Source organism: Yinghuangia sp. YIM S10712 (genome assembly GCF_051388935.1).
Taxonomy (GTDB): Bacteria; Actinomycetota; Actinomycetes; order Streptomycetales; family Streptomycetaceae; genus Yinghuangia.
Genome location: NZ_JBPKBI010000006.1, coordinates 131,467 through 144,505, shown reverse-complemented (window position 1 = coordinate 144,505; position 13,039 = coordinate 131,467). Strand labels below are relative to the sequence as shown.

Here is a 13,039-nt window from a genome sequence, read left to right as displayed (position 1 = left end):
CTCCTGTCTCCGTGACGATGACGCCCGCCGGACTCCGGCGGTTCGCGTGCGCTCGGCGGCCGTCGGGCCCGGCAAGCAGATTACGCGGTTCCTGGCACCGCGTTCCGCCTAGCCGTCTCGGGCGCACGCGGACCCGTCGTCCCCGTGGTCCTCGTCGTCAGCCGTGGCTGTCGGGGTTGCGGGCGCCGGCTCCGGTGCCCGCACTCGTCTTGCGCAGTCGGTAGGTCTTGACCGATTCCGTGTCCAACTCCATCTCGTGCGCGGCCGACACGTCGGAACGCAGTTTGAGGGTGCCGGTGACGGGGTCCTCCACGACGACGTTCTTGATCAGCTTGGCGGTGTATTCGTCACCGGACTCCTCGGCCAGGTCGAGGGCCCGCCGCAGTTTCGCGGTGGCCAGGTCGACGTCGCCCTCGCGCCGCGCCTCCAGGCCCTCCTGGATCTGCTGGGACATCTCGGTGACGCCGGTCGACTCCTGCACCTTCGGGTTGACGCGGGTGAACAGGTCGAGGTCGTCGGTCCATTCGGCGAACACCCCTTCCCGGACCAGTTCGGTCTCGGTGCCGTCCGCGCCGCGCGCGACGAGGCTGAGCACGCCGACTCTCACCGGGTCGTTCAGGTCACCCGGCTCGACCTCCAGGCAGATGTGGTAGTCGCGGGTCTCGGCACCCCACGAACCGGTGGGGTAGTCACCAATGTTGGTGCCGCTGTCCGTACGACGGTGCGTCAGGTCCTCGATGGACGGCATGACCTGCTTGACGAACTTCACCCGCGCGCTGCCGGGTGTGCGCACGCGCAGCGAGACGTCCGCGACGGCCTTGCCCATCGCGTTCTCTATCACCTCGGTGAAGTCGGCGATGAGGTCGGCCGGGTCGGCCACCATGGAGAGGCTGCCGAGCAACCCCGAGGCCACCTGCCGCAGTTCGGCCACGACCCAGTCGGTGCCCACGCCGCGGCAGTCGCAGGTGAACACGCCCTGGCAGCGCTCGATCGCCTCGGTCAGGTCGGCGGCGGTCTCGCTCTCGTCCTTGCCGTCGGTGAGCAGGATCGCGTGCCGGATCGCCTGCGGGTACGGCTCCAGCAACCGGCGTGCGGCGAGCAGCCATTGGCCCATCGCCGTGCCGCCGCGCGCACGCAGCCGGTCGACCGCGCGCTTGGCCTCGCGGCGCGTGTGGGCGTCGAGCGGTACGAGCCGTTCGTCGGTCGGGTAGACCATCGACGCCATGCCGGTCCCGGCGACGACCGCGAACAGCGTGCCCTCGCGCAGCGAGTCGATCGCCGCCTTGGTGGCCAGCTTCGCGGACGACAGCTTGGACGAGGGGAAGTCCATCGACCCGGAGGTGTCCACGAGGATGACCTCGGCGGCGAGACCGGTACCCACCCCCGCGGCGGCACCGGACGCGGTACCGGGCGCGGCTCCGGTGGCGGTGACCGTGGCGACCGCGTGCACCTCGGTCCCGCCCAGCGGCAGATACCGGTTCTGGAACACCTCGACATCGAAGTCGGGTGCCCCGGCGGGGTTTTCGTTGGCGGCCATGGCGGCTACTCCTTCGGTTCCGACCCGGCGTGGGCAGCGGGTGGGAAGGGGACGAGGACGACGGTGATGTTGTCGGCACCGCCGGACTGGAGGGCGTAGTCGGTCAACGCCCGTGCGGCGCGCATCGGTTGCGCCAGCCCGTAGGGCAACGTGAAGGCGGACAGGGTCTGGGCGGGCTGCACGTAGTTCCACAGCCCGTCGCTGCACAGCAGCACCGCGCCGGGGGTGTTGGGCCGCAGCGTCGTCACGCGGGCACGCACCTCCCCGGCGTCCGCGCCGAGCCACGAGACGATCGCGTGGGCGCGGCTGTCGGCGAAGGCCTGTGCCTCGGTCATCTGCCCGCACGCCACCATGCGCGCCGCCCACGAGTCGTCCTCGGTGAGCAGCGCGGCCGGTGTCGGCACCCGGATCGTGCTGTCGGTGTCGTCCGGGAACGCCGCGGGCTGCGCTGTGCCGGGCAGGGCGATGCGCATCGGCTCGTACTCCGGCGGGGGCGCCGGGTGCGCGGCGCCGCTGCGCGGCAGCGTGTCGCCGGGGTCTGCGGAGGGGTGTTCGTCCATGGACAGCCAGTAGGCGCGGCTGTCGCCGACCCATCCGATCGTGACCGATTCGGACGTGACGACCGCGGAAACGTACGTGCACGCGGGCGCGTTCCCCTCCGCCTCGCCGGGACCGGCCAGGCGCGCCACGGCACTTGCCGCCGCGGCAGCCGCCGCCCGGGTGGCCGCCTCGGGGCCCGCACCGCCGCGCAGCGCGGCCGCGAGGGCCCCGGCCGCGGTGCTCGCCGCGGTGGCGGACGCCTCGTCGGGGCGCGGCGACGACGACACCCCGTCGCAGACGACCGCGACCACGATCGGGCCGGTGTGCGGGGTGTCGAGGACGTCGAGGGCCATCGCGTCCTCGTTGCGGCGGTGCCGCAGGCCGCGGTCGCTCATCCCGGCGGCGATCCCGAGGTCGGCCGCCATCGAGTCGCGCGGGTTGTAGGCGCGGCCGCACGCCTCGCACCAACCGTCGGGGCCGATCGTGGCAGTGCGGCACGACCGGCATCTGGCGGTCGCCAACTCCCCCCGCCGGGGCGCGCGTTCGGCGACGGGACGGGGCGGTGCGGCATTGCGCAGGTCGTAGCCGCACGCCTCGCAGAAGTTGTCGCCGGGCTGCGCCGTGACACCGCAGTTCGGGCAGCCGTACGCCGCCTGCGCGGCTCCCGCGGACGCGCCCGCCGCCGAGGCCGCGCCGTGCGGGGTCGCCCGGCCCGCGCCCACCCGGATCACACCCAGGTCCTGGGGCGTACTTCGTTGGCCTTGTCCACCAGTCTCACCCGTTCGTCCGTTCGGTCGGCGTGCCGCGCCAGGGAGCGGTACGTGCTTTCCAGCGCGAACCGCAGCGGGCGCTCCTCCAGGGCGCTGCCGAGCACCTTGCCGCCGCGCCCCGAGGCTCCCGCGCGGCCGTTCCGCACCCAGTCGAGGGCGGCGCCGAGCAGGTCGGCGGCGAGCCGGTCGTACGCCTCGCCTCTCAGCCCCAGCACCTTCAGGGCCTCCAGCTGCACGGAGCCCTGCAACAGGTCGTCTTCCAGCGGGTCCTGGGGGTTCCGGTCGCACACCCGGATGCGCAGCGCGGCGGTCTGCGCGGCGACGTGGTTGGCGGAGGTGTCCGGCACGGATTCGAGGGTCGCGACCGCGGCCGGCCGGTCGCCCGCGGCGAGTTGGCAGCGGGCGAGCCCGAACGCCGCGCTGACGTACGAGCGGTCGGTGTTCCACACGCCCTGGTACTCGCGGGCCGCCTGCGCGGCGCGTCCGACGCGTTCCAGGCACACGCCGAGTGCGAGGCGCGGCGCGGGTTCGCCGGGCAGCAGCGAGCGCACGGCGTCGAACGCGGCGAGGGCGTCGTCGTTCCGCTCCTCGGCGAGCGCGGCGAGCCCCCGGTACCAGACCAGCCGCCAGTCGTCGGCGTCGACGTCGTCGAGGAACGCCTCGGCGCGTTCGACCTGCCGGCGTTCGATGCACCCGTACGCGAGGCGCAGCGTGGCCTCGACGGACTGGATCCCCGCCGCGGTGACCGCCGCGAGCAGTTCGTCGGGGTCGTTGGTGGGCAGCGACGCGAGCAGGCCGGCCGCCGGGTCGTTCGGATCGACGCGCGGCACCGGCAGTGCGGCGGCGACCTCCCCGGGGGACGGGGCGTCCGGCAGGTTCCAGGCGCTCATGGTGGTGTGCGCGACGCGCGTCTCGGGGCCGAACAGGCCGGACAGCGCGGGCTTGGGCTCGCCTGTTCGGACCGCGACGACCTCGCGCAGCACGCCGAGGCACTGCTCGGCCATGTCGGACGAGGACGCGAACCGGTGTTCGGGCTCGGGGTGGGTGGCGCGCAGCAGGAGCCGGTGGAACGACTCGAACTCCTGGAACAGCGGCACCGAACTCGCCGGCGGCAGGCCGTGCTTCCACTCGCGGGTGAAGCCCGCGAACGGGAAGCTCAGCACCGCCATCGTGCGGCCGACGGTGTACAGGTCGGACTCCGGGGTGGGGCCGATCTGGTACTGCTCGCCCGCGTCGTCGGTGAGGATCCGGCCGATCTCGGGGGCCTGGTAGCCGGGTGTGCCGTAGATGGCGCCGCCGTCGTCGTCGATGCTGCGTACCGCGCCCATGTCGATCAGCTTGAGCTGGTCGTCGCTCTGGATGACGTTGTCGGGCTTGAAGTCGCAGTAGACCAGGCCGCGGTTGTGCAGGTGGCCGAACGCGGGGAGTATCTCGATCGCGTACGCCAGGACCTGTTCGACCGGCAGCGCGGTGTTGCGGTCGCCGGTCTCGATGCGGCGGTTCTCGATGAGCTCCTTGAGCGACATCCCGCCGACGTACTCCATGACGATGTACGGCTCGGGGTCGCCGGTGTAGCGGTCCTGGTGGGTGACGACGCTGTGGACGGTGACGATGTTGGGGTGCTGGATGCGCGAGAGCGTGCGCTGCTCGGCGACGGCCGCCTCGATCGCGTCGGGGTCGCCGCTGCCGAGGAGGCCCTTGAGCACCACCCACATGTCGTGGAGCTTGGTGTCCTTGGCGAGGTAGACCCAGCCGAAGCCGCCGCGCGCGAGGCAGCCGACGACGCGGTAGTGCTCGACCATGTCGCCGGGTTCGAGCTTCGGCGCGAAGGAGAAGGGGGTGCCGTCGTGCGGGCAGAAGCCGTTCGCGATGCCGGGTTTCCCGTCGCGCCCGCGCCCGACCGGACGGTTGCAGTCCTCGTTGCGGCAGAAGCGCCGCTCCTCGGCGACGACCGGGTCGCGCATGAGGAGCTGCGCCGGGTCGCGTACCGGGACCGCGGGGACCTCGATGATGCCCGCGCCGAGGCGGCGGCTGGTGACCGCGCCGGCCCTGCGGGAGGTACGGCCCGAGGTGCGACCGGTGCGCCCGGACTGGCCGGTCGAGCCGGTCGACGCCGAACCGGACGCCGAGCTGCCGGACCGCCCGGTGCCGGGCAGGCCCGTACCGCCGAGGCCGCCGCCGAGGCCGCTGGCGAGCACGGGAGTGCCGCCGGGCTGCGGTCCCTGGCCGGCGGCCTGGGCACCGCCCTGGGCGGGGACGGCCCCTGCCGTGGACGTGAGCAGCTTGCGGCCGCATTCGAGGCAGTAGCCGTCCTCGTCGATGGCCCCGTCGCAGCCGGGACGGTTACACATCGTCATGGTTCTTGCCTTCCCCCCTCGGCCGATCGGCCCGGTCTTCGTGGCGGGCGCCCCCGGAGGCGGGGCGGACCGTGTGGTGGTGGGTTCCGGAACGGGGAGCCTGTCCGGAGTCGGCGGGTCCGCCCCGGCCGGTGCGGCGGTTCGCGGATCCCGGTGTGGTGACGGCGTGTTGGTATTCGGCGACCAGCCGGGCGGCGTGGTCGAGGTCGCAAGGCGCGCGCCAGAGCACTTCGTACGCCCGGTGGTGGATTTCCTCCAACGCTTCGTCCTCTCCGCGTCCCCGGCCTCCGGCCATCGCGCGGTATGCCCGCAGCAGGCCCCGCAGTTCGTCGCGTTTCGCCAGCAGCGCGTCGACGTCGTCGCGTGCCGTCCGCAGGCGTTCCGCGGACGCGGTGGTCTCTCGTTCCAACGCGCCGAGGCTGGTGGACAGTTCCGACCAGGCGTCGCGTTTGCGCAGCACGGTGACCTCGGTGACGCGGGCCCGCAACGGCCCGGCGAGCGCCGGGATCTGCGGGATCTCGCCGGCGATCCTGGTCACGACGTGGTCCCGCCGCCGTTGGGCCTCGGCCTGGTCCGCGGCGAGCGCGTCGATGAGGCCGGTGAGGCGGCTGAGGCGTTCCTCGTAGCGTTCCTGGAGGTGGCGTAGCTGCCGCAGGCCGTCGCGTACGCCGTGCAGATCGCTTTCGAGGACGTCGAGGTCGACGCCGGCGATGTCCGGGCCGGTCGTCTTGCCGGCGAAGCGCAGCGGGTCGGCGGCGACGGGGGTGCGGGCCTCGCCGAGCCGGCGGCGTACCTCGTCGACGACCTGGGCCTCGATCGCGAGTCTGGCGCCGCCGAGCCGGTCGAGGAGGGCTTCGGTCTCGGCGACGGCGGCCTCGATCCGGTCGAGGCGCGGCAGCAGCGTGGACCACACCTCGTCGACGGCGGCGACGACTTCGGTGGCGCGCTGCCACACGGTGTTCATCTCGGCGACGAGCATGTCGAAGGTGACGGCGCGCGTGGACGCGGCGGGATCGACCAGACCGCGCCGGCCGATCGGCACCTCCTGGCCCGGGATCCGGATGGACGCGGTGGTCAACAGGCGGGTCAGCTCTTCGAGTTCCGCGCGGTTGGGCCGGACTCGGCGGGCCCGTACGGCGCGTGCCTCGTCGAGCACCGCGCTGTAGGCCGCATAGAGCTCCCACAGCCGCGCGATGTCGCCCCGGCACGTGTCCCAGCGCTCCCGCGTGCGCCCGTCGAGTGCCGCGCCTTCGAGGAGGCGGCGGCCCGGGTGCTCCTCCAGCGCCATGAGGCCGGCCGAGATGCTGTCGCGTTCGGCTTCCAGGCGGGCGATTTCGCGGTCGACGTGTTCGCGCGTCCACGCGCCGACCGGGGTCACGGCGCGTCCTGCCAGGCGGTGACGGCCGGTGGCCGCGGGTTCGGCTCGCCGAGGGTGAGGCCGATGTGCCTGCGGTAGAGCTCGGCCCAGGTGCCGTCGGCGCGCAGGTCGGCGAGGACGGCGTTGACGAAGCGCACGAAGTCGGTGTTCTGCCGGGCGATGGCCATGCCGTACGGCTCTCGGCTGACGGTGGCGCCGACGACCTCGGTGTAGATCGGGTCGAGGGCGCCCAGGCCGGCGAGGATCGTGTCGTCGGTCGACACGGCGTCCGTCTCGCCCTTCTGGAGCTTGACGAGGCAGTCGGCCCACGTCTCGCCCACGACCGGGACGGCCTGGTACCGCGGGTCCTTGATGCGTTCGAGGGACGTCGAGCCGTTGACCGCGCACACCCGGTGGCCCGCCAGGCCGGGCAGGCCCTCGCGGACGCGCGGCGGCTGCGCCGGGTCCTTCTGGACGAGCACGCGCTGGCCGGCGACGAAGTACACATCGGAGAACGCGACATGCTCGCGGCGCTCGCAGTTGACGGTCATGGTCATCGCGACGATGTCGACGTCGCCGTTCTCCACCGCGGGAACCCGGTCGGCATTGCGCAGCACCCGGAATTGGATGCGGTTGTCCAGGTCGTCGCCGAAGATCGCGCGGGCGACCTCGCGGATCAGGTCGACGTCGAAGCCCTTGAGCCCGTTGTCGATCGGGTCGAGATAGCCGAACGGGAAGGAGCTCTGGTCGATGCCGGCGATCAGGTAGCCGCGTTCGCGGATGCGCTGCATCGTGCTGCCGGCGGGCCACGTGCCGGGCGCGGGCACGGTCGCGGGCGGTTCGAGGCTGAGCTCGGGGTTGCCGCAGTCGGGTGTCGCGGCGGTCGCGGCGGGCAGGTCGGCGGGTCCCGCGGCCTGCGCGAATTGCCTGGCCTGCTCGGTCTGCCCGCCGACGGGGTGGGTGTCCGGGCGTCCGGTGCCGTGGCCCGCCTGCTCGGTTCCGCAGCCGCCCGCCGCGAGCACGAGCGCGCAGGTGAGCGCCAGGGTGGCGACCGACCTGCCGCGTGGTACCGAACGCCTCGGCGCGGCGGGGCGGTTGCGGGCCCTCACCGGTACTCCCCGACGCGGCGCCGGATGCCGTCCACGATGCCCGCGGCGGCGACGACGGCGAGGACGAGCGCGCCGACCGCCGCACCGTCGGTGGTGTCGCGGGCCTCGCCGACGGCTTTGACGAAGTCGGCCTGATCCTCGGCGATCGCGTCGGCGAGCGCCCGCTCCGCGCGGACGAAGGCCACCTGGGCGGCGCCGTCGGGCTGGATCACGAGGTCGACGGCCGCGGAGAACTGCGTGGCGTTGTACTTCTCCATGACCTGGCCGTGCGCGACGATCCAATCGGCGACCGCGGCGCGGGCCTCGGCGACCTTCGCGGCCGTGGTCGCGTCGTCGGCGGAGAGCTCGGCCGCGACGTTCAGCCTCCCGTCCGGGACGCGTGTCAACTCCGCGAATCTGGCGTCGAGTTCGGCGCTGTACTTGCCGCCGTCGCTGCCGTGCTGCACGAGGATCTGGCCCTCGGCCGCGCGGGCCTGCAACAGCGAGAAGCGGGCCTGGGAAAGCGCGTCCACCGGCCGCCAGCCGTCGTCGCGGCTCTCCCGCAGCGCGTCGCCCGCCGCGGCGAGGCTGAGCACCGTCCACCCGGTGAGCGCCGCGACCGAGAGGCCCGCGACGAGCAGACCGGGGTTGAACACCCGCTTGGTGCGGCGCGCGAGCAGCACCTGCGCGACGACCAGCCCGGCCAGCGACCCCAGCGCCACCGCAACCGCAGCCCACGGCACGGCGGTTGCCTCCCGCTGGTCGGCGCGCAGCCGGTCGGCGGCGATCGCGTGCAGCTCGTCGGCGGCAGGCAGGATCACTTCCTCCATCTGGCGCGAGGCGACGCGCAGATAGGCCGCACCGAGCGGATTACCTTGCCGCGCCGCGGCTTTCGCCCGGGCGACGTCCTCGCGGTAGCGCGGGATCTCGACGGAAAGACCCGACAGCAACTCGCCGATACGGCCGGAACTCCCGGCGGACAGGGCGGACATCAGAGTGCGCTGCGCGCTGTCCAGCGACGCCGCGTACTCCTCACGCACCTCTTTCTTCTCCACCCCGCCCGACAACAGCCCCGCGGCGGCAGTGGCGTTGGCTTGCGCGAGCGCGCGATAAAGCTCCTGGGTGCGCACGCCCAGCGGCTCGCTGGAGGTCGCCACGCGGTCCGCCGCCGCAGCACGCTCGCGCACCGACGCGAATGCGAACACCCCGGCCAGCAGCGCGACCACGACCAGCAGCACCCCCGTCACCGCCCAGCGCCCCGGCGTCGTCCGCGCGCCGCGCACGACCCGCCTCACCGGCACCCGTAGTCGGGATGCGGTGGCGGGCGGGCGCACCACCGTCGTCACCATCCGCCACCTCCCCACGACCACGGCCCCACCACGGGTCTTCCCACCCCTGGTCCCCTTCCACCGAAGCTATCGTGCGCACCAACCCGGACGCCCGATGGTCTTCCCTCAATCCACCCCGGCGGAAGGGGATGGGGGAAATCCCGCGCCAAGGCGGGACGGTGCTCCCGGCGGCGGCCAAAGCCGTGTCCAGGGCGGGGTGTTCAGCCTTCGGTCGTGGTCTGCGTGCGTGGGGAGTAGGCGTGCCAGCGGGTGTTGTGGTGGGTGACCTCGATGGGGCGCCCGAAGCACTCGGTCAGGTGACGCCCGGTCAGGACGTCGTGGATGGGCCCGGCGGCCTGCACGCGGCCGTCGCGCAGCAGGAGGGCGTGGCCGATGTTCGGGGCGAGTTCTTCCAGGTGGTGGGTGACCGTGACGGTGGTCAGGTCGGGACGTGCGGCGGCGAGGCGGTGCAGCGCGTCGACGAGGTCTTCGCGGGAGGGCAGGTCGAGGGCGTTGAACGGCTCGTCGAGGAGCAGCAGCGCGGGGTCCGCGATGAGCGCCCGGGCGATGAGGATGCGGGCGCGCTGGCCGCCGGAGCAGACGGCGTACGGGCGGTCCGCGAGGTCCTTGAGGTCGAGCTCGGCGAGGAGTTCGTGGGCGCGGCGGCGGGTGGCGTCGTCGTACTTGCGCCACAGGGGCTGCACGGTGCCGGTGGCGCCGGTCAGCACGACGGTGTGGGCGGTCTCGTCGAGCGGCACCTTCTGCGCGCTGGACACGAAGCCGATCCGGGTCCGCAGCTCCCGCACGTCGACCCGGCCGAGCCGGTTGCCGAGCACGTCGACGGTGCCTTCGGTGGGGTGGATCGTCGCCCCGAGGATGCGCAGCACCGTCGTCTTCCCGGCACCGTTCGCTCCCAGCAGCGCCCAGTGCTCCCCGGCCCGCACGGTCCAGTCGACGCCGCCGAGGATGATCTGGTCGGTGGTGTATTTGCGGACCGTCACCCCGGCAAGCGCGGCGACGACGGGACGCGGCGGCGTGGCGGTCACTGGTCGTCCTCCGGGTCCCATCCAAACGTGACGAGCTTCGCCTTCACCCGTGCCACCTTGGGCTCCGCCAGGTCGAGCGTGTTCTCGGCCCGGATCGCGTCCATCCACACCTTGGTCTCCGCCACCGCTGTGAACTCCGCGCCGACAGCCCGGAGATTGCTCCACGACATGCCCTCGGCCAGGACGCGGAGCAGCGGCAGGTGGTCCGCGTCGGTCAGGCCTGTCGGGTATGCCGCGCGGAGGATCACCGATGTTCGTTCCAAATGCTCCGGAACCACCATGGTCAGGACGATAGCTGTACGGGCCACCCTTATGCGCGAGCGTCCGATCGGTGGACGCGGTGGCCCCCGGTACAGCCCGCGAGCGTCGCGCCGCAGCGAGCCCGTCCGGGTCAGGGAACTGACGGCGCGACGGCGTCGTACGAGATCTCCGCCGCGCGGCTGCAGCCTGTTGCCTATCCGGCCAGGGCCTCGCCGAGTTGTGCGTGGGCATGGCCGGACAGGGCTTCGTGGAGTGCTTCTGCGCGGGACCGGACGAGACCGTCGCGGTACGCCTCTGGAAGCTGCTGCCAGACGTTCGCTGCCATGTTGGCCGCCGCGGTGTGGTCTCCGTCCGCTCGCAGGCACGTCGCGGCGTCCATGGCCAGGAGAGCGCGGGTCATCACGGACGGAGAGCCGGTCAGGGCGAGCGCCGCTTCCCGCTCGGCGTATGCCTCGCGGGTTCTGCCCATGAGGGTGAACGCCTGCTCCGGCCCCGGCCGCGCCCGCGCTGGAACCTCTCGCGCCCATCGAGGTCAGGCCGAGCGAAGTCACCGGCTACGCCAGTTGGTAGGGCGCTGACCGCGTCTTCCGCTGGACGGCCCCGGAACCGGTTCGCTGTTTCCGGGGCTGTTCTTCAGCCGGGTGTCAGCGTTTGACGCGACCGCGTACGGCGAGGACTGCGTGGGCGAGCAGGACGGGCTCGAAGAAGCGAGAGAGCAGTTCGGTGTAGGTGCCGACGGTGGTGAGGTTGTGGCCAACGAGCGGAAGACCACAGAGTTGAGGACAACCCGCCCGGCTTTCTCTGCCCGCTTGGCCGTGAACCGGTCGCCGTACGCGCTGTGCAGCCCCGTCGGAGACCCAAGTCGACGGCCTGCCCGGTAGGCGGCAGGGTGCCAGTGGTTTGCGGTGTTTCGGATCGTCGGTCGGCAGTCCCCAGAGCATCAGGGCGAGGACAGTGCCGGGCATGGCGACGGTGAGCCATGTCAAGGCGCGTGAGGCTCGCAGTTCGAGGTCGTGACCGAGGCTGGGAAGGTGGTGTTCACGTCCGCGTCGAAACCGACCGCCGACGCCGTCAGCAAGCGGTATACCGGCAGCACCGTCCGGGAGAAGGGCAGCCCCGAGGTGCCGCAGCCCAAGTCATAGCTGCTCGCCAGGCTGCCGGACGGGTGGCGAAGGGGCCAGTCACCCGGTCGTGGGCGGGATGTTCTGGTTGGCTCGGAAGAAGTTGTAAGGGTCGTAGGCGTGTTTGATCGAGGCCAGTTGGTCGTAGTGGCCCCGGTAGGTGGTCTGCACGCGTTCCGTACCTTCCTGCTCGCCCAGGAAGTTGATGTAGGAGCCGCCCATGGAGTGCGGATGGAGGTCGGTCCAGTAGTCGATGCACCACTGCCGGATCACCTCGGCGTTGGCGGGATCGGGGTCGATTCCCGCGATCACGCCGGACCAGACGGCGTCGCGGTAGGCCCAGGCGGTGTCGTCGGCACCCACCCGGTGGGCCGCCGCGTCGACCGGGTACAGGTGCATCGTCGACAGATCGGTGGGGATGCCCTCCCCGTACCGCCGGTGCACGTCGATCGCGGCGTCGGAGATCCCGTCGAAGAAGTCCCCACGCCAGTACCACTGGAGTCCCTTGGGGACCAGATCGTCGAACATGGTCTGCAGGGCGGGATAGGGCATGGGAGTGGTGAAGTGGAAGGCGGGCGGGGCCGGGTCGTTCACCGCGGCCAGCACCTCCTCAAGGCGGTTGGCATCCAGGTCACCTGTGTAGCACCACACCACGGCGCACACCTTCTGCCCATGGATCGGCTCGGGGAACGGCGGCCCGGGAGGCACCACCATCACGGCGAAGAAGCCGCTGAGGTCGTCCGGCGCGGTCGGAAGGAACTCTCGGTACCAGCGCAGCACTTCCCCGGTGCGGTCGATGGGCCACACCGTCACCGCGACCCCGACCGTGTGCACCGGATGCAGCCGGAAGGTAAAGGACGTGACGACGCCGAAGTTCCCGCCGCCACCCCGCAGCGCCCAGAACAAGTCCGGGTAGTCCTTCTCGGACGTGGTGACGAACCTCCCGTCGGCCAGGACGACATCCGCAGCCAGCAGGTTGTCGATGGTGAGCCCGTACTTGCGGGTCAGGTGGCCGTGACCGCCGCCCAGCGTGAGACCGCCCACGCCCGTGGTCGAATTGATCCCCGTCGGCATGGCCAGGCCGAAGCCGTGAGCCGCGTGGTCAGCGTCCCCCAGTTGGCTGCCGCCGCCCAACTGCATGCTGCTCGTTGCCGGATCCACCCGCGCCCAGCGCATGGGCGACAGGTCGAGCGTGATTCCGTCGTCGACCAGGCACAGGCCCGGACCACTGTGGCCGCCGCCGCGCACCGCGAGCGGCACCCCGGTGTCCTGGGCGAAGGCGATCGTGGCCTGGACGTCCGCGGCGTCGACGCACTGGGCGATGGCCGCAGGACGCCGGTCGACCATGGCGTTGTAGATGCTGCGGGATTCGTCGTAGCCGGGATCCTGTGGGGCGAGGACACGTCCTCGCAGTCTCTCGCGGAGGCTGTCGAGGGCGCTTCCGCTGATACCACCCATGCCTGAACACCCTTCTCGGCAGGTCGGAGACAGTCGCGGAGGGATGAGGACGAGCGCCACCGACGGCCCGGGGCGTACGCCCGGTGCGTGCGTTCGTCGCGCTTCGATTCGATGTCCGCGAGGCGGAGACGTGGCCACTAATATCAGTCTCCTCCAGTGGTCATACATCGCAATTT

11 protein-coding genes and 1 pseudogene are annotated in these 13,039 nt (G+C 72.2%); 1 reads left to right on the top strand and 11 read right to left on the bottom strand.

What is annotated here, in order from left to right:
• Positions 1 to 157 precede the first annotated feature (157 nt).
• The 10 genes and pseudogenes from ACRX5W_RS15700 to ACRX5W_RS15655 all read right to left on the bottom strand — a co-directional run.
• Positions 158 to 1,537 carry a VWA domain-containing protein gene (locus tag ACRX5W_RS15700; protein ID WP_436788741.1) on the bottom strand — a complete coding sequence of 460 codons (1,380 nt, stop codon included), beginning with the start codon at positions 1,535 to 1,537 and terminating at the stop codon, positions 158 to 160.
• Positions 1,538 to 1,542: 5 nt separating this feature from the next.
• Positions 1,543 to 2,808, bottom strand: a complete 1,266-nt coding sequence (locus tag ACRX5W_RS15695; RefSeq protein WP_436788740.1) for a protein phosphatase 2C domain-containing protein — start codon at positions 2,806 to 2,808, stop codon at positions 1,543 to 1,545.
• Positions 2,805 to 5,204 carry a tetratricopeptide repeat protein gene (locus ACRX5W_RS15690; RefSeq protein ID WP_436788739.1) on the bottom strand — a complete coding sequence of 800 codons (2,400 nt, stop codon included), beginning with the start codon at positions 5,202 to 5,204 and terminating at the stop codon, positions 2,805 to 2,807. Before ACRX5W_RS15690 ends, ACRX5W_RS15695 begins: the two co-directional genes overlap by 4 nt.
• Positions 5,191 to 6,582, bottom strand: coding sequence for a hypothetical protein (locus ACRX5W_RS15685; protein WP_436788738.1), 1,392 nt, complete (start codon positions 6,580 to 6,582; stop codon positions 5,191 to 5,193). The genes ACRX5W_RS15690 and ACRX5W_RS15685 overlap by 14 nt, the downstream gene beginning before the upstream one ends.
• Complete coding sequence (locus ACRX5W_RS15680) at positions 6,579 to 7,670, bottom strand: glutamate ABC transporter substrate-binding protein (RefSeq protein ID WP_436788737.1); 1,092 nt, start codon at positions 7,668 to 7,670, stop codon at positions 6,579 to 6,581. Before ACRX5W_RS15680 ends, ACRX5W_RS15685 begins: the two co-directional genes overlap by 4 nt.
• Positions 7,667 to 8,998, bottom strand: a complete 1,332-nt coding sequence (locus ACRX5W_RS15675; RefSeq protein WP_436788736.1) for a hypothetical protein — start codon at positions 8,996 to 8,998, stop codon at positions 7,667 to 7,669. The genes ACRX5W_RS15680 and ACRX5W_RS15675 overlap by 4 nt, the downstream gene beginning before the upstream one ends.
• Positions 8,999 to 9,198: 200 nt before the next feature.
• Positions 9,199 to 10,023, bottom strand: a complete 825-nt coding sequence (locus ACRX5W_RS15670; RefSeq protein WP_436788735.1) for an ABC transporter ATP-binding protein — start codon at positions 10,021 to 10,023, stop codon at positions 9,199 to 9,201.
• The gene (locus ACRX5W_RS15665; RefSeq protein ID WP_436788734.1) at positions 10,020 to 10,304 is read right to left on the bottom strand and encodes a DUF3349 domain-containing protein; all 285 of its coding nucleotides are present in this window, start codon (positions 10,302 to 10,304) and stop codon (positions 10,020 to 10,022) included. The genes ACRX5W_RS15670 and ACRX5W_RS15665 overlap by 4 nt, the downstream gene beginning before the upstream one ends.
• Positions 10,305 to 10,477: 173 nt before the next feature.
• On the bottom strand, positions 10,478 to 10,753 hold the full coding sequence (locus ACRX5W_RS15660) for a hypothetical protein (protein WP_436788733.1): 276 nt from the start codon (positions 10,751 to 10,753) through the stop codon (positions 10,478 to 10,480).
• A gap of 175 nt (positions 10,754 to 10,928) precedes the next feature.
• Positions 10,929 to 11,288 (bottom strand): annotated as a pseudogene (locus ACRX5W_RS15655) (pentapeptide repeat-containing protein); the annotation flags it as partial.
• A 9-nt stretch (positions 11,289 to 11,297) separates the two neighbouring features.
• On the opposite strand from ACRX5W_RS15655, the gene ACRX5W_RS15650 reads away from it, so the two are divergent.
• Complete coding sequence (locus ACRX5W_RS15650; RefSeq protein ID WP_436788732.1) at positions 11,298 to 11,426, top strand: hypothetical protein; 129 nt, start codon at positions 11,298 to 11,300, stop codon at positions 11,424 to 11,426.
• A 39-nt stretch (positions 11,427 to 11,465) separates the two neighbouring features.
• On the opposite strand, the gene ACRX5W_RS15645 is transcribed toward ACRX5W_RS15650, so the two are convergent.
• Positions 11,466 to 12,863, bottom strand: coding sequence for an FAD-binding oxidoreductase (locus tag ACRX5W_RS15645; protein ID WP_436788731.1), 1,398 nt, complete (start codon positions 12,861 to 12,863; stop codon positions 11,466 to 11,468).
• Between the last annotated feature and the right edge of the window lie 176 nt (positions 12,864 to 13,039).